Annotated in this window: 27 protein-coding genes; 8 read left to right on the top strand and 19 right to left on the bottom strand. The window is 25.9% G+C overall.

Going from position 1 to position 24,059, the window contains the following annotated elements:
- Position 1: 1 nt before the first annotated feature.
- Genes X274_RS03020 through X274_RS03010 form a run of 3 tightly spaced genes read right to left on the bottom strand, consistent with a single transcriptional unit; the run spans position 2 to position 2,901 of the window.
- On the bottom strand, positions 2 to 565 hold the full coding sequence (locus X274_RS03020) for a DUF4416 family protein (RefSeq protein WP_047265322.1): 564 nt from the start codon (positions 563 to 565) through the stop codon (positions 2 to 4).
- Positions 552 to 884 (bottom strand): hypothetical protein, encoded by a 333-nt coding sequence (locus tag X274_RS03015; RefSeq protein ID WP_047265321.1) that lies wholly within the window; start codon positions 882 to 884, stop codon positions 552 to 554. The genes X274_RS03020 and X274_RS03015 overlap by 14 nt, the downstream gene beginning before the upstream one ends.
- Entirely contained in the window at positions 871 to 2,901 is a 2,031-nt protein-coding gene (locus X274_RS03010; protein ID WP_052913148.1) for a CBS domain-containing protein, read from the bottom strand. Before X274_RS03010 ends, X274_RS03015 begins: the two co-directional genes overlap by 14 nt.
- Positions 2,902 to 3,058: 157 nt before the next feature.
- On the opposite strand from X274_RS03010, the gene X274_RS03005 reads away from it, so the two are divergent.
- Complete coding sequence (locus tag X274_RS03005; protein ID WP_052913147.1) at positions 3,059 to 3,607, top strand: hypothetical protein; 549 nt, start codon at positions 3,059 to 3,061, stop codon at positions 3,605 to 3,607.
- Between the two features lie 18 nt (positions 3,608 to 3,625).
- Here the strand turns inward: X274_RS03005 and X274_RS11465 are convergent, their stop codons facing one another.
- From X274_RS11465 to X274_RS02975, 6 genes are read right to left on the bottom strand one after another with little or no spacing between them, the layout of a single operon-like run.
- Positions 3,626 to 3,994, bottom strand: coding sequence for a late competence development ComFB family protein (locus X274_RS11465; protein ID WP_052913146.1), 369 nt, complete (start codon positions 3,992 to 3,994; stop codon positions 3,626 to 3,628).
- A gap of 1 nt (position 3,995) precedes the next feature.
- The gene (rsmD, locus tag X274_RS02995) at positions 3,996 to 4,544 is read right to left on the bottom strand and encodes a 16S rRNA (guanine(966)-N(2))-methyltransferase RsmD (RefSeq protein WP_047265320.1); all 549 of its coding nucleotides are present in this window, start codon (positions 4,542 to 4,544) and stop codon (positions 3,996 to 3,998) included.
- Between the two features lie 6 nt (positions 4,545 to 4,550).
- Positions 4,551 to 6,893, bottom strand: a complete 2,343-nt coding sequence (recG, locus tag X274_RS02990; protein ID WP_047265319.1) for an ATP-dependent DNA helicase RecG — start codon at positions 6,891 to 6,893, stop codon at positions 4,551 to 4,553.
- Positions 6,893 to 7,771 (bottom strand): DegV family protein, encoded by an 879-nt coding sequence (locus X274_RS02985; protein ID WP_047265318.1) that lies wholly within the window; start codon positions 7,769 to 7,771, stop codon positions 6,893 to 6,895. The genes recG and X274_RS02985 overlap by 1 nt, the downstream gene beginning before the upstream one ends.
- A 1-nt stretch (position 7,772) precedes the next feature.
- On the bottom strand, positions 7,773 to 8,021 hold the full coding sequence (locus X274_RS02980; protein ID WP_047265317.1) for a hypothetical protein: 249 nt from the start codon (positions 8,019 to 8,021) through the stop codon (positions 7,773 to 7,775).
- Complete coding sequence (locus X274_RS02975) at positions 8,018 to 10,648, bottom strand: O-antigen ligase family protein (RefSeq protein ID WP_047265316.1); 2,631 nt, start codon at positions 10,646 to 10,648, stop codon at positions 8,018 to 8,020. The genes X274_RS02980 and X274_RS02975 overlap by 4 nt, the downstream gene beginning before the upstream one ends.
- Positions 10,649 to 10,780: 132 nt before the next feature.
- Between X274_RS02975 and X274_RS02970 the strand changes: the two genes are divergently transcribed.
- The 5 genes from X274_RS02970 (at position 10,781) to X274_RS02950 (ending at position 14,281) form a co-directional block, all read left to right on the top strand.
- On the top strand, positions 10,781 to 11,077 hold the full coding sequence (locus X274_RS02970) for a metal-sensing transcriptional repressor (protein ID WP_231580372.1): 297 nt from the start codon (positions 10,781 to 10,783) through the stop codon (positions 11,075 to 11,077).
- 181 nt (positions 11,078 to 11,258) lie between these two features.
- Entirely contained in the window at positions 11,259 to 11,711 is a 453-nt protein-coding gene (locus X274_RS11460; RefSeq protein ID WP_052913145.1) for a ferrous iron transport protein A, read from the top strand.
- A gap of 15 nt (positions 11,712 to 11,726) precedes the next feature.
- On the top strand, positions 11,727 to 11,945 hold the full coding sequence (locus tag X274_RS02960; protein WP_047265315.1) for a hypothetical protein: 219 nt from the start codon (positions 11,727 to 11,729) through the stop codon (positions 11,943 to 11,945).
- 3 nt (positions 11,946 to 11,948) lie between these two features.
- Positions 11,949 to 13,898 (top strand): ferrous iron transport protein B, encoded by a 1,950-nt coding sequence (feoB, locus tag X274_RS02955; protein WP_047265314.1) that lies wholly within the window; start codon positions 11,949 to 11,951, stop codon positions 13,896 to 13,898.
- A complete protein-coding gene (locus tag X274_RS02950) occupies positions 13,895 to 14,281 on the top strand; it encodes a hypothetical protein (RefSeq protein WP_047265313.1) in 387 nt (128 codons plus the stop codon). Before feoB ends, X274_RS02950 begins: the two co-directional genes overlap by 4 nt.
- A gap of 67 nt (positions 14,282 to 14,348) precedes the next feature.
- Here X274_RS02950 and X274_RS02945 read toward each other — a convergent pair whose 3' ends face one another.
- Genes X274_RS02945 through X274_RS02900 form a run of 10 tightly spaced genes read right to left on the bottom strand, consistent with a single transcriptional unit; the run spans position 14,349 to position 22,174 of the window.
- Entirely contained in the window at positions 14,349 to 16,205 is a 1,857-nt protein-coding gene (locus X274_RS02945; RefSeq protein ID WP_047265312.1) for a hypothetical protein, read from the bottom strand.
- 34 nt (positions 16,206 to 16,239) lie between these two features.
- Complete coding sequence (locus X274_RS02940; protein WP_047265311.1) at positions 16,240 to 17,667, bottom strand: proton-conducting transporter transmembrane domain-containing protein; 1,428 nt, start codon at positions 17,665 to 17,667, stop codon at positions 16,240 to 16,242.
- Positions 17,667 to 18,002 carry a cation:proton antiporter subunit C gene (locus X274_RS02935; protein ID WP_047265310.1) on the bottom strand — a complete coding sequence of 112 codons (336 nt, stop codon included), beginning with the start codon at positions 18,000 to 18,002 and terminating at the stop codon, positions 17,667 to 17,669. The genes X274_RS02940 and X274_RS02935 overlap by 1 nt, the downstream gene beginning before the upstream one ends.
- Positions 18,002 to 18,685, bottom strand: coding sequence for a hydrogen gas-evolving membrane-bound hydrogenase subunit E (mbhE, locus tag X274_RS02930; protein ID WP_047265309.1), 684 nt, complete (start codon positions 18,683 to 18,685; stop codon positions 18,002 to 18,004). The genes X274_RS02935 and mbhE overlap by 1 nt, the downstream gene beginning before the upstream one ends.
- A complete protein-coding gene (locus X274_RS02925; protein ID WP_047265308.1) occupies positions 18,682 to 19,431 on the bottom strand; it encodes a transporter substrate-binding domain-containing protein in 750 nt (249 codons plus the stop codon). Before X274_RS02925 ends, mbhE begins: the two co-directional genes overlap by 4 nt.
- Complete coding sequence (locus X274_RS02920) at positions 19,424 to 19,705, bottom strand: monovalent cation/H(+) antiporter subunit G (RefSeq protein ID WP_047265307.1); 282 nt, start codon at positions 19,703 to 19,705, stop codon at positions 19,424 to 19,426. The genes X274_RS02925 and X274_RS02920 overlap by 8 nt, the downstream gene beginning before the upstream one ends.
- Positions 19,705 to 19,959 (bottom strand): monovalent cation/H+ antiporter complex subunit F, encoded by a 255-nt coding sequence (locus X274_RS02915; RefSeq protein WP_047265306.1) that lies wholly within the window; start codon positions 19,957 to 19,959, stop codon positions 19,705 to 19,707. Before X274_RS02915 ends, X274_RS02920 begins: the two co-directional genes overlap by 1 nt.
- Positions 19,956 to 20,378: a Na+/H+ antiporter subunit E gene (locus X274_RS02910; protein ID WP_047265305.1), complete on the bottom strand. Its 423-nt coding sequence runs from the start codon at positions 20,376 to 20,378 to the stop codon at positions 19,956 to 19,958. Before X274_RS02910 ends, X274_RS02915 begins: the two co-directional genes overlap by 4 nt.
- On the bottom strand, positions 20,375 to 21,352 hold the full coding sequence (locus tag X274_RS02905; RefSeq protein WP_052913144.1) for a DHH family phosphoesterase: 978 nt from the start codon (positions 21,350 to 21,352) through the stop codon (positions 20,375 to 20,377). The genes X274_RS02910 and X274_RS02905 overlap by 4 nt, the downstream gene beginning before the upstream one ends.
- Before the next feature lie 9 nt (positions 21,353 to 21,361).
- Positions 21,362 to 22,174 carry a purine-nucleoside phosphorylase gene (locus tag X274_RS02900; protein WP_047265304.1) on the bottom strand — a complete coding sequence of 271 codons (813 nt, stop codon included), beginning with the start codon at positions 22,172 to 22,174 and terminating at the stop codon, positions 21,362 to 21,364.
- Between the two features lie 124 nt (positions 22,175 to 22,298).
- On the opposite strand from X274_RS02900, the gene X274_RS02895 reads away from it, so the two are divergent.
- Positions 22,299 to 22,922, top strand: coding sequence for a cyclodeaminase/cyclohydrolase family protein (locus X274_RS02895; protein ID WP_047265303.1), 624 nt, complete (start codon positions 22,299 to 22,301; stop codon positions 22,920 to 22,922).
- Positions 22,915 to 24,039, top strand: a complete 1,125-nt coding sequence (gene tgt, locus X274_RS02890; protein ID WP_047265302.1) for a tRNA guanosine(34) transglycosylase Tgt — start codon at positions 22,915 to 22,917, stop codon at positions 24,037 to 24,039. Before X274_RS02895 ends, tgt begins: the two co-directional genes overlap by 8 nt.
- The last annotated feature ends 20 nt before the right edge of the window (positions 24,040 to 24,059 follow it).

The raw sequence follows: 24,059 nt of genomic DNA, 5'->3' as shown, positions 1-24,059 counted from the left end.
ATTATTTTTTCCCCGATAACCATTTTTTTCTTTTATTTAAATATATATTTCTAATTTCAGTTAAAATATTCTGATATTCTTTATCTTTAAAGTTCTGATAAGAATGGTCAAATGCTTTCCACTGATCATATACATACATTAATGTTATTTCTGCATATATCCCTTTTGATAAATAAATTCTATTACCCCATGGTTTTGTACTGGCAAGAACAAATTGCATATGGTGAATATATCCTATATCAAGATTAATTTTTCTTTTTCCATCAAAAGCATACTCTAATTCTATAGAATTAGTTATTGTTTTAGCATCTGCTAAAAATCCAGGCGAATATAAGTTTTTAAAACTTATCATCCTGGCTTTTATCTTTACGTTTTGCCCCATTTCCAGATTATAATAATATGTATATTTTTGAAAATCTAATTCATCAGAAATATAATCTATTTCACCAAAATGTTTTTTTAATTTTTCCAATACATTTTCATGATATAACCAATAATCCGTACCTCCTGCTGAAAAAAAATGTATTACATAATTCACCCTATCTATATCTTTAATTTTCCCCATTTTCAATCACCACCTCAAAAGATTTTAATTTCACTTTATATATTTTTTCAAAAGTCTTTATTATAACCGTTCCGAAATTATTTGTAATTATTATTTTTTCATTTTTTCCAAGACTTATATCCCTTTTATTCTGGGGTTTAAGTTTTTCTCCGTTGATAAAAATAACATCATTACTTTTATTTTCGATTTCTATAGGTAACTTTTTTGTAGATGCTACCATTATTAAATCTGAAGAATTATTTAATATATTAATTATGAAAAACGAAGATATCAATATTAAAATTGATGCAATTAATATATAAATTCTATACTGATTCATTCCAATCCTCCACTAATTTTAACAAAAAATCTTTTTCATCATTGATATTATCATCCAGTTTATACATTTTTATTTTATTCAAAATTTCCCCAACTTTTTTACCCTTTATGCCTAATTTTATTATATCATTTCCTGTAATGTTTAATTTGAAATCTTTTATCTTTAATAGAAACTTTTTATATTTTTCTGTTGTTTGTAAATCAATATATCCCGACAAAACAATTAACAATTCATTATCAAATGAATCTGTTAATTTATAAAAATCTGAGAATAATGAATCTGGATTTATTTTTTTTAGTTCTTTTTGTAGTTTTTCAAATTTTTCTATATTATTAATAAACTTTTTTGGTAATCCATAACGATTAAATACATATGATTTTGCATCATTACTTTCATTAATAAGATAAGAATATAAAAATAAATGAAAAATTTTTACGCTTTTTATATATTGCAATGCATTTTCTTTTAACCAATTGTAGAAAATCAATACTCTTTTAAAAATTTTTATTTTTTCTTCATTGTATTTTGTATATAAAAATAGATGATCTAATATTCCTAATCTCCCCATTTCTTTGAGAGAATCTATTATATTCCTTTCATTTAAAATTTTTTCAAATTCTTCTCTTAATCTCATTCCAGTAACTTTTTCAATATAATTGTTTTCTACTGTGGTTTTTAGTAATTCATATGTTCTATTTTCAATTATAAAATTAAAACGATTTTTAAATCTTATAGCCCTTAAAATTCTTGTTGGATCTTCTATAAAACTTAAGTTATATAATACCCTAATAATACCTTTATCTAAATCTTTCTTGCATCCAAAAAAATCAAGTAAAACACCAAATTCTTCACTATTTAATTTTATAGCCATAGCATTTATTGAAAAATCTCTTCTATATAAATCTTTTTTAATTGTACTTAATTCTACTTTTGGCAAATCTGCTGGTTTTTCATAATACTCAGTTCTGGCTGTAGCAATATCTATTCTAAATCCATCCTTAAAAAACAATGAACCTGTATGAAATTCACTATGTTCAACAAATGTTGCCCTTAAATTTTTTGATGCATATTTTGAGTATTTTAAACCATCGCCTTCGACCACTATATCTATATCAAAATTCTTTTTACCCAATAATAAATCCCTGACAAATCCACCAACAACATAAACTGGCATATTCAATTCACTTCCATATGCACCTAATAACCTTAAAAGATTCATATATTTTGAAGGAATATATTTTAGCATCTTCTTTAATATATTATATTTATGAACTTCTTCATTATATTCAATAATTATATTAGGCTTTGATTTATGAAATACTTTTCCTTTAATCAAATCAGATCTTGTTATTATTCCCATTAACATATTATTCTTATCTATAACTAATAATCGTCCTATTCCATTTTCAAGCATTTTATATCTTATTTCTTCAATTGTTGTTTCAGGCAAAACTGATACAACATTTTTCGTTATTATTTCCTTTACAGGAAATTTAGATAGTCCATGATTTATAGCTTTTTCAATATCTTTTTTGGTTATTATACCTATTAATTCATTTTTTTCAATTACAGGTAAACCATTGTGTCCTGTTTGAATCATTATTCTATATACTTTTTCAATAGCTTCATTTGATAAAACAGTCCTTACTGGTGAGGACATTATATCCCTGGCTTTAATAGCAGGAATATAGTTTTCTCTAATTTCATTGATTATTATATCAAAAGCTTTATCCATACTCTTTTCTTTCAAATCAAATACTATCATATTATTTTTTACTTCAGGATTGAATTTTTTAAATATATTTATATCACATTCAAAAGTATAAAAAAATATATATGCTTTTATTGTTTCAGAAAGTTCAAGTATTATTAGAATATCTGATGGATATTTTTCATGCAATATTCTTCCATACTTTTTTATTTTTATGATTTTATTTTCTATGTATGTAAAATTTACTTTTAAATAGCCTATTTTTATTTTTTTTATGTTTTTTTCCAAAATTTGTGGTATATCCATACAATCACTCACTTTTTATTTTTTTATTAGAACATTTTTAATCTTTTCAACATCTAAATAATATGATTAAAAAAAGAACATTAAAATTTTTATCTTTAAATGCAAAATAAAAAATCTAAGTGTAAAATATGGTTATAATTTCTCAGGAGTGGTAAAAATGATAAATATGAAAATTAATCCTAATAATATTAATCCCATACTTGGTTATAAATTAGACCCAGGAGAACCGGGAATAGCCTCGGGAGCTCCTGCTTCAATGAGTATTATACGTGTTTTATCTCAAGAAACTGGCAATTTAATGGCATTTAAAAAAGAAGCCATTCAAAACGGAGGATATGTCATATACAGCAAAATATCTCTTGATATTCAAAAAAGAGGTGCTTTCCTCGCCGCCGTTGCTGGAAAAACACAGGTAATGATTGCATATAAAAACAAAATGGACAATAGTCCAAAAAATGACGATAATATAATCGAAAATAATCCAAATAAATTAGATAATAAAAAGGATGATAAGATAAAAAGGCTGGAAGAATTAATCAATAATCTTAAAAATTATATAAAAACAGAAACCGACCCTGATATAAAATCAGAATTGGAAAATAAAATAAAAACACTTGAAAATAAATTATTAATGTTAAAGCTGGGTAATGCTATTTCAAATCAAAATGATGAAATCCTCGGAATGATTTTTACAGCTTATTTTTAATTATTTTTTCTGTAATTCTTAATCATTCTTTTTTTGCAAATTATTAAAATGTTCTTCTAATTTATCTAAGTCTATGAGTTTTTCTTTGTAGATTGATTCTTCTTTTGGGTGCGATGGTCTTTCTTTTACCTTTTCCATTGCTTTTAAAACTTCTGATAAAACTTCTGCTCTTATTTGAAATGTATATGTTTCAAGTTCAGAAAATATCCTTCCTTTTTCTGTAACTACATATTTAGGGTGTAAATGGTTTAGAGCTAAAGCTATAACATCTGCCCTACAACGATCACAAATACACATATCAACATTTGGCATGCTAAACATTTCATTGGTTATATCTTCAACTAAATGCTCTAAAACATTAAAAATATGGTATTTTTCTATAATCATATCATCCACCTTCCTTTATGTAAATAGATATTTTTATATCACCATAATTATACTCCTTATCCAATATTAAATCACCATATGTTTTTTTCAGCTTTTCCCTTTTAGAATGTTCTACTATTATTAATGTGTTTTCATTATATATATATTTATTTTCACTTATTTTTTCCAGAGCTTCATCTGCAATTCCCATTTGAAATGGTGGATCTAAAAATATTAGATCGTATTTTTCTGTTAACTTTTTCAAAGCTTTTCGAAAATCTGAACATATTAATTTTAGTTTATTATTTATTTTTAAAATTTTTGAATTCTTTATTATGGTCGAACATGCTTTGCGTGATGTTTCAATTATAGTTGCTTTTTCAGCTCCAGAACTAATAAATTCAAAAGAAACTACACCAGATCCTCCAAACATCTCCAGCGTATTCATATCTTTTACATCTATTATATTCATTAAAGCTCTTCTTACATTCGCAGGAGTATATCTTGTCCTTTTGTCAGGAACAATATTTATTTTTCTACCTTTTAATATTCCATTTTCTATTGACAACATCTTTATTTATGCCTCCAGCATCCTTAATTTTTTCCCATAACGTCTATATATTTCATATTTTAGAGTTTTATATTTTTTTAGTTCAGGATCTTCTTTTAATATTTCTAATGCATCCTTTCTTGCTTTTTCTATTAATTCTGTATCTTTCAATATATCTAAAAATTTAAAATCTGGTAATCCGTGTTGTTCTGTCCCAAAAAATTTTCCAGGTCCTCTCCATTTTAAATCAATCTCCGACACTTCAAAACCATTCGTTGTATTAGCAAATAATCTCAGTTTTTCTTTTGTCTCAGCAGATACATTTTGACTCATAATCAAAAAACAATATGCCTGTTTTTTGCTTCTTCCCACTCTACCTCTTAATTGATGTAATTGAGATAAACCAAATCTATCAGCATGTTCAATTACCATAATTGTTGCATCTGGTATATCCATTCCCACTTCTATTACAGTAGTTGATACTAATATTCTAAATTCTTTATTTATAAATTTCTCCATAATATCATTTTTTTCCAGAGGTGTCATTTTTCCATGTAACAATCCTACTTCATATTCTCTAAATCTCTCTTTCAATATATCATACATTTCAGTAGCAGCTTTCAATTCCATTACTTCAGATTCATCAATTAAAGGATATACGAAAAAAGCTTGATTCCCTGACTCTAATTCTTTATCTATAAATTTATAAATTTCATTTACTTTGTTTTCTTTTAGTAATAATGTTTTTATCTTTTTTCTTCCCGCAGGCATTTCAGTAATTATAGAAACATCCAGATCACCATATAATGTCATTGCCAGAGTTCGGGGAATTGGAGTTGCTGTCATGAATAAAATATCTGGCATTTTACCTTTGCTTATCAAAGCCAATCTCTGCCTCACTCCAAACCTGTGTTGTTCATCTATTACGACTAACCCCAATTTTTTAAATTCTACATCATCCTGTATTAAAGCATGGGTGCCTATTAATATATCTATTTTATTCTTTATCAAATTTTCTTTTATTTCTATTTTTTTAGATTTTTTTGTTTCTCCCAATAGTATTTCTACATTAATTCCAAACTTTTCAAAATCCTTTTTTAACCTTTTATATTGTTGTTTAGCCAAAACCGATGTTGGAACCATTACTGCTCCTTGAAACCCACTTTCAAAATTATCAATCAAAGCTAATTCAGATACTACAGTTTTCCCAGAACCAACATCTCCCTGAAGTAGTCGGTTCATAGGCACATCTTTTTTCATATCTTTTCTAATCTCTTCAAAAACCTTAATTTGTGAATTGGTCAATTTAAATGGTAAGGATTCCATGAATTTTTTTGATAGTTCACCATTTATTTTTTTTGAAAAACCTTTCTTTAATTGGATTTTTAGTTTTTGAATTAATACTGATAATTCAAATAAAAATATTTCTTCATATCTAAGTGTATCTTTTGCTTTTTTGAGATGATAAAAACTTTTTGGAAAATGTATTCCCTTTATTCTTGATGGAAAATTTAAAAATTTATATTTTTTTAATAATTTTTCAGGTATAAACTCTTTCACATTATTAGCATATTGAATAGTTTCTGAAAAAATATTTCTCATAGTATTTTGATATAATCCTTTTTTTAACGGGTATATTGGCATGATTCCCGTTTTTATTTCATCAATAGAAGTTATAACTTGAAAATCAGGGTTTTTCATCTGTTTTCTTCCAAAATCAATCTCTAGCGTACCATAAACCGCAACTTTCATTCCTATATTTAAAAATTTTTTTATATATTCTTGATTAAACCACGTCAATATTATAATAGAATTATTTTTATCTTCTAAAACATAAGAAAGTATTCTTAATGTTCCAACTTTTTTTTCTTCATAATTTACTATATTTCCAACAATTAAGCAATTTTGTCCATGGTAACAATCTAATATACACTTTATCTCTCTTCTATCTTCATATTCTCTTGGAAAAAAATAAAACGTATCTTCAATATTATTAATCCCTAATTCTCTCATTAACGTAGCTCTTTTATTCCCTACTCCTTTTATAAATTTAATATCTGTTTTCAATGGCAATTCTTTATGTGGAAAAGCAGGAGTATCAATTAAATACATATTCTTTAATTTTTCAATTAAATTAAACCCTTCTTTTATTCTTCTAATTCTTCTCTCTTCTGATAATTTATTTATGGGTTTGTAATATGCTAAAAATGAGCCTATTTTCTCTTTTAGGCCCTTTTCTTTTTCTATAATATTTATATTATTTTCACAAAATCTGTATATTTCCGGGAAAAAAGTATTCCACGAAATTTCTTTATTCAATCCTCTTTTTAAATATTTTTCGAGTTCTTTAAAAAAATCCTCAAGAAACATTATAAAGAATTTTCCTCCCCATAAACACCCAATCCAAAAACCTCTGGACCACTATGACATGCAACTGTTGGCCAGATTCTCCCCTCAATTAATTCGTATTTATAATTTAATTTTTCAAATTTTTCCATAAACATATTAAAAACTTTATTTTCCTGTTCTAAATTTGACTCAAATCCATGCACTTTATAAATTTTTATATTATATGGCCTTTCTTTTATAAATTCAAAGGCATTATCAGCCATCACTTTGAAAACTTTATTTATTCCTCTTACTTTTGTTAAAGGGGTTATTTCACCATCCTCAACTGTTAATACAGGCAAAATTTTCAATAGTGTACCAGCCATACCTGATGCTTTTCCTATTCTTCCATTTTTTATAAGATATTTTAGAGTTGGAACTGAAAATTCCATAAAAGTGTTATTAATAATTTTTGGTATTAAATCATCAAGCTTTTCAGAAGGAATTTTTTCATCTACTAACAATTCAACAATTCTTCTTGCTACCAAAGATGCTCCTATTGATACCATTTTAGTATCAATAATTTTAAGATTTATATTATCAAGCATATTTCTTGCCATTTGCGCAGTATTATATAATCCAGACATTTTAGATGAAAAATGTATATCAACTATTTCTTCGTATCCCTCTTCCATTAATTTTTCATAGATGTTCATTATTTCCTTTAAAGATGGCTGTGCAGTATGAATTTCTTTAGCATTTTTTACTAAATCATAAAATTTGTCATGATTTAAACTTATTCCATCAGTATATTCTCCACCGTCAACATATACTTTCATTCCCATAAATTTCAAATTATATTTTTTTATCCATTCTGGCGTTGGGGAACATCCGGAATCTATGATTATAGCTCTTTTCATTTTATTCCTCCTTAACAATAATTTTATTTCCTTCTCTCTTAAATATAAGCCCATTTAATTCTACTTCTTGAATATTATTATGATTTAACATAAATATTATAAGTTTATCATAAAATCTTGTCTTCATATATACATCATATATCGAATACTGTGAATTAACTGATTCGATATTTTTTATTTTTAAATAAAAATAAAATGTTATAGAATTCAAAATAATAACTATAGTTAATAAAATTATTGCTATTCTCATTTTAAAAATTCATATGTTTTTATGAAATTTTCTACTCTACTTTTATATCTATAATCAGGATATTTTTTTAAATACTCCACATAAAAACTATATACATTTTCATAATTTTTGGATACAGCTTTTGATAATTTTAAAGCCAAATCTTCCTTTTTATTTGATTTTAAATAAAAATATAAATCTTCAAAAAATTTAAATGATTTATCTGGTATTCCTTTATATTTCTTTGCCATATAATAATCAGCTTTTCCTTCCTTTTCTGATATCTTTATTATATTGTCTACGACTGTTTCATATCCTAAGTATTGATTAAAATTAAACATTATTCTCATGTACTCAGTATATACATCTTCCCATTCTGGAAATCTATTCCAGCCTCCTGGTAATATTTCAATAGTTTTATCATACCAATGAACAAAATCATTATAATACTTTTCTTTTAATCTATTTATTTCTTTAACAATATCTTCTTCTGTCTTAAAAAATTTTTCTATATTGCTTAAATTTTGAAATATTAAAACATTTAATTTAGCAATTAACCTATATGCATTTTTTTCATTAAAAGATATATAATTGCTTTCTAATTGATCAATTTCATCCTGTACTATCTGAATATAAGCTAAAGCCTGCAATAATTGTTTATTATTATTATCCTTTAACAACTCATAGAGTCTCATTATAGTATCCCTTATTTGATATCTATTAAATGGCATTAAATCTATTGACCCTTCAAATTTATTTAATATAAAATTATAATCTGGAGTTTCCATTTTCATATATTTTTCAAGATTATTATAATCTATTTCCATTAATCTATATGGAGTTTTAGCTAATAATTGGGCCAGATAAAATCCAGATTTTCCAAAAGCAGAATTTGATTTTAATGATTTCAAAAAGTATTTTTTAGCCTTTTTGTATGACTCAAAAGCTTTATTTTCATACTCTGTTTTAGCAGATATATATTTTTGTTTTTGCTCCTCTAAATTTTTTATTTCCATTGATATCTTTTGCAAATCCAGAGGATTTGTAACTTTATAACTTTTATATTCCTGTATCTTTTTATCTATTTGTCTTAAAACATCTGGTATTTGTTTTTTTACTACATTTTCATATGCATCAATTTTCATATATTCAGTATTTCCTATTTTAAAATAAACCTCAGCTGCTGTTGACTGAATTTTTAAATAAGATACAATTATACCTATAACAAAAAAAACTAATAATAAAACTTTCAATCCCTGTTTTGAAACTCTTATTTTTCTTGTTTCTCCAAATTGTCTGGAAAGTGCCACCGATATAATGAATAATGCAGACATTATATTTGGATGAAGATGCATTGGAAATTCTGTAAATGAATGTATTGCAACTATAGTTAAACTCCACGCAAATAAATTAAATAATAAAATTTTATCAAAGTCTTCTATTTTAAAAACTCTTTTTATAAAAACTGTTATTAATCCGAATAATAACAAAATTATTGCTATAAATCCAAAAAGACCTGTTTCACCTAAAACCTGTAGATAATCATTATGAGCTCTTTTAAAATTATTCCAGGCATAATAAAATTTTTCAGGATTTCTTGCCTGAATATCTGACATATATCTAACAGCATAAACAGGATAAGTAGCTATTCCCCCGCCTATAAATCTATTTTCTATATGATTTTTATCCTGCCATTGTTCAACAGCAGCTAACCAAGATAAAGTTCTTTCATCCCATGAAGATACTGATGCCATTGCTCCAAATCTTTTTGATGCTACCACTTCTCCACTTTTATTAAACGGTGAAGGAATATTAAACATTATAAATAAAAATAAAATTGACAAAAAAACTGACAGCAAAGGTATGATGAATCGTTTAGATGTTATATATTTAACTTTTTCTTCGTCTTTATTTTTTAAAATACTAAGAGTAAAGAAAATTGCAAAAATCATCATTCCCAGAAAAAAAGACAAATAAACTGAACGTGTCTGTGCAAATAATAATACCCAGAACATTATAAAAACAGATATTATGGAAAAAATTTTTTTAAATATATTAGAATTTCTGGATAATGCAAAATATATACCTATTGGTATCATTTGCCCCATATAATCAGATACAAAATTTGGATTTCCAATTGTTGTTCTTAAAGTAATTCTTTGAGATGGATCTCCATACTTACCAAAAAAGATGTCAAATCCAAAAAATTTATTTAGAAGACCATCGAATCCGATTATAACTCCTGTAATTAAAAAAATAAATAAAGCATCCTCAATATATTTATAATCTTTCCCAAATCTATTAGTTAATATATAAGAAACAAAAACAATAATTAAAGTATATAATGACACTTCAAATGAATATCTAAAATAATATTTATTCTGAATAATAACACTTATTAAAGAAAACAAAGTCGCTATACCAAATAAAGAAAAATATACATGATTTAATGAATATTCTATTTCATATTTTTCTTTTTGAATTTTATAGTAATAAATAAAAAACATTATTGTAAAGAATAATGAAAAAACAAGATGTTTCTGTGTTGAATATTCGTATACCCAATTTGGAACCATTAAAAAAGGCAATAACAAAAAAAATATTCCCATTGCAATTATGTCTTTAGAATATTTTGATAATTCTTTCATATTCAACCTCCCTCGAATTTTTTCTTTCTATATTATCATACCACAAATTTTTTATTTGACAACACACAAAATAAATAAAAATAGTATATAATTATATATGAGAAGAAAATATAGAACAGGGAGGAAAAAAAAATGGATAAACACACACATCATCATATGAAGCACAAAAAAACTTTAAATGTATTAAAAACTGCAAGAGGACAGGTTGAAGCTGTTATAAAGATGATAGAAGATAACAGATATTGTATTGATATATCAAAACAAATTTTGGCTTCTATATCTTTATTAAAAAAAGCTAATTCACAAATTTTAAAAGAACATCTTGAAACTTGTGTAAGAGAAGCTGCATATTCGGATGATTCAAAAGAAATAGAAATAAAACTAAAAGAATTAGAAGATGTTATAGAATATATAAATAAAACTTTGTAAAATATAATAATATATATTTAATGTTTTAATTTATTATTGTTAATTATTTTATATGAAAAGTTTATATTTATTTTATATATAGAATTAAGTAATTCTCTATTTTATTTTATGCTGTAAGATTTTAACAGAAATTGGATATAATATAAACGAAAAATATCACTTATTTCAGGAGGAAACTAATGTGATTATACCATTAAGTAGTTTAAAAATAGGAATGGATGGCATAATTGTAAGATTGGAATTTGATGAAGGTATTAAAGAAAGATTTATCGCCATGGGTTTAATCCCTGGAAAAAAAATAATATATATACACGAATCTCCTTTTGGCGATCCAATGGTATTTAAAATAGATGATAATAAAATCATGATAAGGAAAAATGAAGCTCAAAAAATTTTTGTAGAAGTTACAAATGAAATATTTTCCTTAGATGAAGCTTCACCTGGGAAATATGAGATTTTTTTCATTAAAGGCGGAATCTTTTTTAAAAAGGATATGGAAAGTTTAAATTTATCTGTTGGAAAACAAATAAATGTACTTCATAATCATCGTGGTAAAGTAACAATAGACATAAATGGAAAACAAATAATCTTTGGTAAAGGTCGCGCAAAAAAAATTCTTTTAAAAAAAGAATAAAAAAGTGGTGAGCATATGATAAATCAAGTTCTAACATTTTTGAAAAACACAAACGAAAATATTTCTATAGATGAAATTAAAAGGAAATTCAATTTAAATAATCAAGAATGGGAAATTTTATTCCCTTTTTTAATATCTAACGGCATAAAAATAAATACATTTGATTCATTAAATTTAAAATGCAGTGATTGTCCAATAAATAAATTTTGTAATAAAAAAAATTGCGGAGGGTAAAACATGACTTTTGAAATTGCTATAATCGGAAATCCAAATGTTGGTAAAACCTCTATATTTAACATTATAACTGGAAGTAGACAATATATTGCAAATTGGCCTGGAGTAACTGTTGAAAAAAAAGTTGGCTCATTTAAATATAAAAATCATCATTTTAAACTTGTAGATTTACCTGGAATCTATACTTTATCTGCTCAAAGTGATGATGAAAAGGTTGCAAGAGATTATTTGATAAATGAATCTCCAGATGCAGTTGTCGTCGTTGCTGACTCCCTTAATTTAGAAAGGTCTATTTATCTTTTAATACAAATTTTAGAAATGAATCTTCCTGTAATTCTAGCAATTAATTCTATTGATGAAGCATATTCAAAAGGTAAAGTTATAAATCCCTCTTTTATTGAAAAAACTCTAAATATACCTGTTGTTTTAACCTCTGCAAAAAAAAATATTGGGATAGATCAACTACTAGAAGCCATTCATAAAACAGCAGAAAATAAAAATATTCCACTAAAAAAATTCGCATATACAAATTCAATAAATTCTTTTATAAAAATCTTTTCGAAAGGATTAGAGAAATTTGATTTCTTAAAATCATATGACAAAAGGTGGCTATCAATATATTATTTAGAATTTGGATCCAAAAATTTATATTATCCAGAAGAATTGATTAAAGAAATAAATTCAAAGGTTGATATTAATAAATTAAAATCAGAATATATGGATTGGAAATTTAAGTTTATTTCAACTGTTATAAAAAGTTCTGTAATTGAACAAGGTAGAAGCTGGGCAATGAGAGATATTCTTGACCATGTAATGACACATAAAATATTAGGACTATTAATATATATCGTTGCTTTATATTTTGTTTTTTCGTTAACCTTTAATATTGCCAGCCCTCTTTCAGATTTGATTGATATATTATTTAGCAATTTAGGAAATTCAATAAATGGAAAAATTCCTATACCATGGTTAAATTCATTAATTGTTGATGGAGTGATAGGAGGAGTAGGTGGCGTTTTAATTTTTGTTCCTCAATTATTTGTACTATTCTTTTTTATGGGTTTTTTAGAAGAATCAGGATATTTACCCAGAGCAGCTTTTTTAGTTGATAAATTAGTTAGAAAATTTGGCCTCAGTGGTCGCTCTTTCATGTCTATTATACTTGGGTTCGGATGTAGTGTTCCTGCAATAATGTCAACAAAAACTATAGCTAATAAAAAGGAAAGAATGGCTTTAATATTAAGTATACCTTTTGCCTCCTGTTCTGCAAGATTACCTGTTTATATATTATTAATAAGTGCCTTTTTTGAAAAAAACGCTGCTACTATATTACTTTTCGTGTACATATCAAGTATAATTTTAGTATTATTATCTGCAAAGATACTTCAAATATTTTTTATAAAAGGAGAAGAGGTTCCCTTTACAATAGAATTACCAAGGTTTAGAATGCCTACTTTTAGAAATTTAATCTTATATTCCTGGAATAGAGGGAAGCATTTCTTAGAGAAGGCTGGAGGGATTATATTAATAGCAACTATTTTTATATGGCTTTTATCTTATTTTCCAAACAATAATGATATTGCAAATTCTTATGCTGCTTATCTGGGAAAATTTTTTGAGCCTATAACTCAAAATCTTGGATGGAATTGGCAAACGAATATTTCTTTGATTTTTGGAGCAGTTGCAAAGGAAGTTGTAGCTTCTTCTTATATGACTATTTTAAATGTTGGAGAAGAGAGTATAACTTATGCATTGCAAACAATATTATCTCCTCAATCAGCATTAGCTCTAATTTTCTTTGTTTTAGCTTACATTCCATGTTTTGCTACATTAAGTGTAATAAAACAAGAAACTAATGGTTGGAAATGGGTTTTCTTTGAATTAATTTATACATTAATTGTAGCTTATATAATAGCCAATATAGTTTATGTGATAGGAGGAATATTCCTATGAAAAATAAAAAAAATAATTTTAAGAAAAATATTTTAATTTTTATTGGAATTTTATCCATATTTATGGCTATAATTAATTTTAAATATGATAATTTCATATTTGTATCTTATATCATAGTATCACTTATTGCTTTTATTGGATTATGGGAGGATATAAAAAACGTCTGGTATCATTTCTCTGCTCATATTATAGTTAGTGGAATTATATCCTTGTTAATTGGTACATACGAACTATTAAAATATATTTTTGGATGGCTTGCAGTTTATACGAGCGGTAATGATATCCCTGATTTTAAAATTTCAATATACTTATTCTCCTTTTTAATGCTATATGTACTTTACAAAGAAACTAATTTTTTAAAAAAAGAAGGGTATAATAAATAATTTATTAATATAAAAATGGCTGATAATTCAGCCATTTTTATATTTAAACACTTTTTATAAACACTTTTTAATATTCAAATATTTTCATAGATACAACAGAATTATTTTTTAATAAGAATATAACATCACCTGTTGAATCTAATAACGTATAAATTATATCTTTTCCAATATTAAATTTTGAAACTTTATTTAAATTTATACTATTCCATACTTCTATTTCTCCATTTTTTCCTGATACTATAAAATAATTTTTCAATAAAGATGGTAAAATACTATATACACCTTCAAATGATTGAAATGAGGTTAAAACATTTCCATTTTCGATATTTAAAATTGATATTTTCCCATTATATTGTGCTGCTACTAAATATTTATCATTTTTTAATAATAAAATATCTGTTATAGAATTATCAAATTTTATATTCCAAATTGTTTTTCCGTTAAATTTATCAATTTTTGAAATTTTTCCATTTTTCATAGAAATATATATTGCTCTATCATTCACACTTACTCTCGTTATCTCATCATTCATATCAATCAATAATTTACTTTCAACCCCTGTAATTGTATATAATTTTCCGTTTTCGAGAGCTACATATAATACCTTATTTTTTGATATTAAATATGTAATTTTACTTTTAAAATCAAACATATAATCAATTTTTTTAGTAATTAAATTATAAACATTCAATATCCCCTTTTCATCTCCTGAATACAGTAATTGACTTTCATCATCAAACGATAATGCTGTAACCTTTGAATCATGGTTATAATTACCAAAACCTTCATTATTTACTGCAGAAACTATCATCACCATTTTGTCATTTCCATAAGCTAATAAATTATATTTACTCAAAGCCAGAGATTTATTTATTACATTTGTTTTCAATTCCCAATTTTTCATTGGAGTACTTACAATACTTTCTTTTTCTTTATTAGAATTAACTAATATAATATCTATTTTACCAATATTTTCTGGATTTAAAGATATTTTTCTATTCTCACGTTCATAATTTCCATATAAAACCTCGTCTTTGGAAACGATAAGCATTATTTTTTCATCAGGTATTTTAGCATATGTTAAAATGGAACTTTTTGATATTTTATGTTCTCCAAATATACTTGTAACATTTAAGTTTTCTTCGTCACTACCAGTAATATCCCCAAAAAATTTCATTCCATTTTTTAATATAAAATATGTATATTTAGTAGTCGGAGTCTTCATACCACCAGAAAAGCCAAAAATTGATGAATTAAACAAACTTAATGTACCATACCCTAAATCAAAGAAATAATAGTCATTAACCTTTTTCAAAAAATTTACATATTTAAATTCATAACCATTATATAATTTTAGAATATATGGTTCTTTAAAATCATACTTTGGATATGAAATGCTTTTTATTACACTCAAATCCAATACACCCTGCCCCAAAATAGGTATATTTAAAAACAATTGATTTTCTTTTGCTTCAAAAATATTACCTTTTATTTCTGTATAATCATCACCTAATGTTATATCAAAATTTTGAGGTTGTTTTTCTCTAAACCATTTTATATCTGGAACTTCAGAATTGGCAAAATTAACAAACTTCAATTTAGAAACATCATTTAATATAAATTCACCTATATTCATCTGAATGTTTGCAGTTGTTGATGCATATGATGTCAGCTTACCAGAAAAGACTTTATCATCTATAATAACTCCATAATCAGCTGTGGTTTTTTCATCAAAAGATATATACAATACATTACTTTCCTGAACTGTATATATTTGATTAAAAAGTTTTACCTTGATATTTCCATCTTTTATTTCCAAAACTTCTACTTTAACAGTATTACCATCAACAGATTTCATTAACGCAGCAAATGAAAAAGAATAGAAAAAAATAATAAACAGTAAAGAAATTACGACTTTTTTCATAAACCTCCTCCTCTCATTTTTTATCTAAATATTTTTATATTACTTTTATTATATAATATCCTATTATTATAGAAAAAACCTGTAAAATTAATGCATTTTCAAGATAATTAAGCTTAACCAATATTGGTTTTGTCTTTATTCTTGAAAGAATTAATGCTGTTATAAATGCCGATATTGAAATACTCATATCTTTTAAACTAAAATGTATTGATAAAAAATCAAGTATTGGCAGAGTTGCAATTAAAAGGCTAAAATAGTAGAACTTTTTAGTTAATTTTAATGAGGCTATTAATTTAATTGAATAAGATGCTGTTATAAATGCTGAAATATACAATAAAGTTTTAAGCCCTCCTTGCAATTCAATACCTTCTTTAATAAAAAATGTATGCGCTGGAAAAATCCCAGATAATCCGAAAATACTAAGCATTGCCAATATCTTATTTGTATTGTAACCTTTTATATTTTTTAATAAATATATATCTCTACATTTTGTTTTCTCATAAATTCGACCAATATTATAAAAAGCTAAAGCTTTATACAACATTTGCAATATAAAAAATAAAATAAATAATTCTTTTTTTACAGCAATAATTATTATTGCTAATCCCATTTGAGAAATTGTCGAATAAGCCAATATTTTTTTTGGATCATTTTCTAAATAAGCCAATATTCCACCAAATATTAATGATATAAAACCATATATAAGGAAAATTCCTTTTGCTTCATTATAAAAACCTTCATATAAGGAAAAAGAATACAAAACATAGGTTCCAATAGGTGATATATAACCAGATAAAATTGCAGAAACCTCAGAAGATGATTCTGAATATACAATAGGAAGCCATGCTGATAAAAATAACATACCACTTTTTACCAATAAACCAGTAATAATAAAAGATACCGCTAACGGGTTAGGTTCTTTAGAAAATGCTATATGCAAATTCAAACTTCCAGTTTGCGCATAAATTAATCCTACTCCTAAAAGATAAAAGCTTAAACCAATATAGCTTAAAAACATGTATTTTAAACTTGCCCAAATTCTTTTTTCAGTCCTTCCAATTCCAATTAATAAAAATGAAGATATTGATATCAGCTCAAGATGAACATATGTATTAAAAAAATCTTCAGAAGTTAGAATTCCTATTAATGTTCCATTTATTATCAACCATAAAGCGGTAAAAATATTGTTATGTCTTCGTGCAGAACGCCAATAAATAATAAACATCATAATATTAAAAAAGAAGGCTACTACGTACATTTCTTTTGGAAAATATATTTCTATTCCTTTTAATCGATCCCATCCACCTGGAAATATTCTTTCTTCTTTACCAAAAAAAGTTAAATATGTATTTAAGGTTAATAAAATTATATAAGTAATATATCCAATTTTCTTATGATGCTCTTTAAAAAGATAAGCTAAAATTCCCAAAGAAATAGGAAATATTATTAATAATATTGCCATTATTTTTCTAACTCCTCTTCAATTATATCTATATTATGAGTTTTAAAATTTTCTGCTAAAATCATTATATATACTAAAGATAGAGATATTGTTGCAAAACCTATAACAATTACAGTTAACAAAAATGAGTGTATCAATGGATCAGCATTCTTAAGTATAATATTAGACGTTATAATAGGAATATTCTCATCATATCCCAGAAAAATAAAGAATAATAGAACTCCTGATTGAAAAATACTCAAAAAAAATAATTTCATTATTAAATCTTTTTTTATAATTATACCTAATAGTCCTAAAAACAAAACTATATAGGCATATATAAAATATATCCTCATTAAAGCAACCCCCTGTGCTTTATAAATTGATAAAGTATGGTCCATGAACCTCCAAAAACTTCAAAAGCTATAAATGAATTCAACATAATGGCACTTCCACCACTAAAAATACTACCTGGTTGAAATTTTGGAAAAAAATTGATAAAATATTCTCCGAAAAATATTTTTCCTACCACTCCATACACTATTATAAATAAAGGCATTAAAACTTTGATTTCTTCTATTTTTGATTTTTCAAATATATCTTCTATATCTTCATATTTTTTTATAAGTGTCAAAGAAAGGACTCCCGTTCCAAGTATAATCCCAGAATTAAAACCACCACCAGGATATAAATGTCCTGTTAATGTATTATAAAATCCCAATAATAAAGTTATTGGAAACATAACTGGAGCAAATACCTTTAAAACAACAGATGGTTCAGAAAATTCCGTTTTAGCTGGTTGAAAAAATTTCATAAAATAAGATATTCCAATTATTGTTACTGTAAAAACTAAAATTTCAAAAAAAGTATCATAAAACCTATAATCTAATACAATAGCAGATACCATGTTTAAAGATCCATTTTCTGATAAAATATTAATATTATAGTTAGGATTTTTTACAAATTCTCTCGGCGTCTCTTCATATAAAATAAAAAAAAGAATTAATATTGCTATTAATGAAATTATTATTTTTTTCATCCTATATTCCTCCGGATTATAGTTTCATATTCTTTCGATTTTAAAAAGGTTTTTAAAAATCTGTTAAAATCATCTCTTAAAGCTTTATTATTTTTAGAAAAAATCAACACATACCCTGTACTTATAAATTCTTCCGTTTTCAAATAAGAATTGTTTCTAAAATATTCTTTCAAACGTAAATAATCTATAATTTTCTGTTTCTTTGTCCTATTTAAAATAACACATTCAAACTCTTTATCTATTACACCATCATATTTAAATAATTTTGTTGGTAAATATTCTTTAGAACATAAAAATTTATCAAATCTTTTATTTTCAATTATTATCCCCCCAACAATAATATCAAATTCATCTTTATAAATATAATCATTAATCTTTTCCTTTTCTATTGGTATATAATCAATTTCAAAAAAAGAGTTTTCCGAAAAAATATCCAATAATTCTTTTTCAAAACCTTTTAATTTTTTACCCTGCTTTTCAAATAAATACGGTGTTTCAATATAACCAACTTTTATTTTTGATCTTGTTTTTACGGCAATAATATAAACGAAAATTATAAATGCCGATCCTATCGTCATTTGAACCGCTGCGACATCTGGTGCATTAAAAATAAAAAATATTCCTGATAATATTGTTCCAAAAGCTGCATATATTAAAATAGCATTAATATATCTTTTTACAAAAAACATCAGAATTGTTAATATTACTGCAGAAATCAAGAAAATACTTTCTATAATTTCACTCATTGTCTTTCACCCTTATTTTATTATATGCTGCACTATGAGCAATTGCATGTGATAAAACCGGCCCTATTAATAAAACCAATAATCCTATTATAATAAATCTGAATATCTCATTTTGCGTTTTTAATGCCAATCCAATTAAAACAGTAAATGTACCTACAGTATCAGCTATACCGCCAAATTGTATTCTGGTATATAAATCCTTTTGTGTTAACATACCTATACTTCCTAAAAATATCAAAATTCCACCTAAAACAAGAAGAGCGTTAGCAAACATCACTTTCTCCCTCTTTCTAAAAAACGAGAAATAATAACTACTCCCCATAAGTTTAAAACTAAAAAAATTATAATAATATCTATCATAACAAAAAAACCTTTATTTATAGCATATATTAAAGAAATAATAGAAATTTTTGAAGACATAGAAGAAAATGCCAAAACTCGGTCCCAGGCAGTAGGACCGAGAATTAATTTAACAATCATTAAAACCAGGGATACAATTACCAATAAATCCAATATTAAATATATCAAAATAATTCACCCTTCCAAACATCCTCATAAGAATGTGCCTCTACTGGAGTTTCATCAAATTTATGTATAACAAGTTGATTATTTTCTTCTAAAATAAACATAGTTCCTGGTGTCAATGTAATACAATTTGCTATTGCGGCTTTTTCTGAATCAGTCTTATTTTCAACATTAATCGGAACTAATCCACAATAACTTTTTTTGACTAAATATTTTAAAGATTTAAAGGTCATCTTATACATATCTAAAATTCTACCTATCGCAGAAATAAAAAGTTCAACAAAACCATAAATTTCAGATTTTAAAAAAAATTCTGAAATTTTTACTACTAAAATTGATATTATTATTCCTAAAAAAATTGTCATATCATTTAATACTCCTATAAAACCTAACCATAGAAACATAATAAATAAGTATATCATTTATAACTCTCCATCAAAATTTTTATAGTTTCTATAACTTCTTTTTCCAATTTTTCAAGGTCATGTGTTTCTTTACTAAATCCTGCAGCTCTTGGATGACCTCCACCGCCAAAATGCACCGCCACTTTTGAAACATCAAACCAATTTTTCGACCTCATACTTACGTGATAAACATTCTTTTCTGCTTCTAAAAATGTAATGGCAACTTCAACGCCTTTAATCGCTCTTAATTCCCCAACAAATGAAGGAGCATCCTTAGGTAAAATATTGTATTTACTTAACATATCAAGAGTAATATGAGAATACACAATTGTATTATCTTTTTCTAATTTCATAACGTCAAGAAAATCTTTATATAATTTTAAATTTTCCAATGGTTTATTTTCTAAAATCATATTGCTTATTAACCCAATATCTCCACCTTTTCCAACAAGCCAGGCAACATCTTCAAACACTGCTGCATCAGTATTGGAATATCTAAAAAAGCCAGTATCAGTTGCAATTCCTAAAAGATTAACTGTAGATATATCCTTATCATATTCAATTTCTAACATCTTATTTAACCTTAAAATCATTTGAGCAGTTGCTCCATAAGTATCGACCCAATTTATATTTCCAAAATATGTATTAGTTGCATGATGGTCTATAACTATACTCCTAGCATATTTAAAATGCTCATACACCCTGCCAATTCTATCCGGTGATGAAGCATCAACAGAAATTATTAATTCAGCTGGAAATTTATTAATACAATCATATGATTTTATTTTATCTTTTACAAAGGGAAACTCTTCAAGATAACCTGGAATATTGTCATCAATTACTGCTCGAACATTTTTATTTAACTTTTCCAATCCCATAGTTAAAGACAAAACGGAACTTATATCATCTCCATCTGGCATAATATGACCAACAACTATAATATTTTTCACTTTATTTATTTCACCTATTATAGCTTCTATTGTTCTAATCATTCTATCACCTCAAAATGTTTTTATCGCTATTTTTACAACTTTTGCAAATTTATGTTTTATTCTTTCAGCAACCTCCATAACCTCTTTGTGATTAAGTGGCTGAGGCAATATACCTGCAGCCATATTAGTTACTGCTGAAAAAGCTACAGCTCTTATACCGCAATGATTAGCAGCTATTATTTCTGGCATTGTTGACATACCAACTAAATCTCCTTCAAATTTTTCCAGCATTTTAATTTCCGCAGGTGTTTCATACGAAGGCCCTAACATCCAACAATACGTACCTTCTTCAATCTTTATCCTCTTTTCCTCCGCTTTATACTTAATTTTCTTTAACCATTTTTTATCTATTGGTGATACCATTGAAGGAAATCTCGGACCAAATTCTTCAATATTTGGACCAATTAATGGATTTTTCATCGCAAAGTTAATAAAATCAACATTGGCTACTATATCTCCTGGATTTAATGTTCTATTTACTCCACCAGCTGCATTTGTTAAAATCAAACCATCTACTCCCAACTCTTTAAAAACATAAATTGGAAATATTAATTTCTTTAAACTATGTCCCTCATATGCATGAAATCTCCCTTTTAAAGCAACAACTGGTTTCCCTTCCAACATACCAATAACCATTTGCCCAGCATGTCCAATAACAGTGGATTGTGGAAAATACGGAATATTTTTGTAATCAATAACAATTGGATCTTCTATCTCATCCGCTATATACCCAAGACCAGACCCTAAAATAAGACCTAATAACGGTTTAATATCCGTTTTAGAATTAATATATTCTGCCGCCTCTTTAATTTTAGCATACATTTAAATTCCTCCTTTATACATTTCTCTTTACTTAGATTTTATCACAAAATTATCTTAAATTTACTATTTTAAAAATTATCTGATATAATTAATACATGAAAAAGATTTCGAGGAGGTGAAAAATATGATAAAAGAGAAAAAAATAATAGAATTTATAAATGAATTAGATTCCAAAACTCCAACTCCAGGCGGTGGCGCTTTAGCTGCAATATGTGGTGCTTTAGCTTCTTCACTCGGAGGAATGGTTTCAAGATATTCCATTAAGAAAAAAGGTTTAGAAGATTATGAAAAAATTATTGAAGAAGCATTAGAAAATTTCCTTATATGCAAAGAAAGGCTTTTAGAATTGGCAGATGAAGATGTAAAAGCATATCAAAATTTTAAAAATGCTGCCAAAAGCAAAAATAAAGATGACATAGCAAATGCGACTAAACATAGTATAGAAACTGCGTATAATATTGCAAAATGCGCTTATACAATACTTAACAATGCATATAATATTGCAAAATATGGAAATCAAAATTTATTATCGGATGCTATTATAACTGGATATTATGCATGGGCTACTATGCAATCTGGATTAACATTAGTAAAAGATAATTTAAATTATTTAGAAGACGATGAATACAAAAAAACATTTATTGAAGAAATTAAAGAATTTATAGTTGAAACAGATAATTTAATAAGCAAAATAAGAAGTTTAAGTGATGAAAAAAATCATAATTACAGGAGGATATTTAATGTTTGAAGATAGCCCTTTAAAATATGAACTATTGCATAAAGATAAAAATTCAAATGCTAGAAGAGGAAGAATATATACAAAAAATGGAATAATTGAAACACCAGTTTTTATGCCAGTAGGAACCAATGGAACAGTAAAAACATTAAAGAATTCTGATTTGAAAGATATAGAAGCAGAAATTATTCTTGGAAATGCCTTTCATTTATTTTTAAGACCAGGATTAGATGTTTTAAGAAATGTTGGAGGCCTTCATAATTTCATGAATTGGGATAGACCTATATTAACTGATAGTGGGGGATTTCAGGTTTTTTCTTTAAAAGACAGAAAAATTTCTGATGATGGGGTTTTATTCAGATCTCCACTTGATGGTTCAAAGATAATGATGACACCAGAACTTTCAATGGAAATTCAAATGATAATTGGTTCAAATATTGCTATGGCATTTGATGAGTGTGTTGAAGCTGGAGCAGAAAAAAAATACGTCGAAGAATCTGTCGAAAGAACTTATCAATGGGCAAAACGCTCATATCAAGCTCACACCAAAAAAGATCAAGCATTATTCGGAATTGTCCAAGGAGGATTTCATGAAGATTTAAGAGAGAAAAGTATAAAACAAATTACCTCAATTGATTTTGATGGATTCGCATTAGGCGGATTATCTGTAGGAGAACATTATTCTGAAACAGAAAGGATTTTAAAACATTCTGGTCCAAAATTACCAGAAAATAAACCGAGATATATAATGGGAATTGGAACACCTTTAATAATTTTAATGTCTGTTGAAAATGGAATGGATATGTTCGATTGTGTATTGCCAACAAGAATGGGAAGGCATGGTACAGCTATGACATGGGAAGGAAAAGTGAACTTAAAAGCTGGAAAATGGAAATATTCAACAGATCCAATTGATAATAAGTGTGATTGTTATGCTTGTCAAAATCATACACGAGGATATATTCATCATTTAATTAGAAAGGACGAAATATTAGGAAAGATTTTATTGAGTATACATAACTTGAGATTTTTAATTAATTTCGTGAAAGAAGTAAGAAAAGCAATAGAAGATGATAGGTTTATACAATTTAAAGAGGAATTTTTATCAAATCCAAACAATATTTATTAAACGCGAAGTCCTTTAAGGAC

It is taken from the genome of Marinitoga sp. 1155 (genome assembly GCF_001021175.1).
Taxonomy (GTDB): domain Bacteria; phylum Thermotogota; class Thermotogae; order Petrotogales; family Petrotogaceae; genus Marinitoga.
Note: the sequence above shows the minus strand (reverse complement) of the source record. Positions and strands in the feature narration are given on the sequence as shown.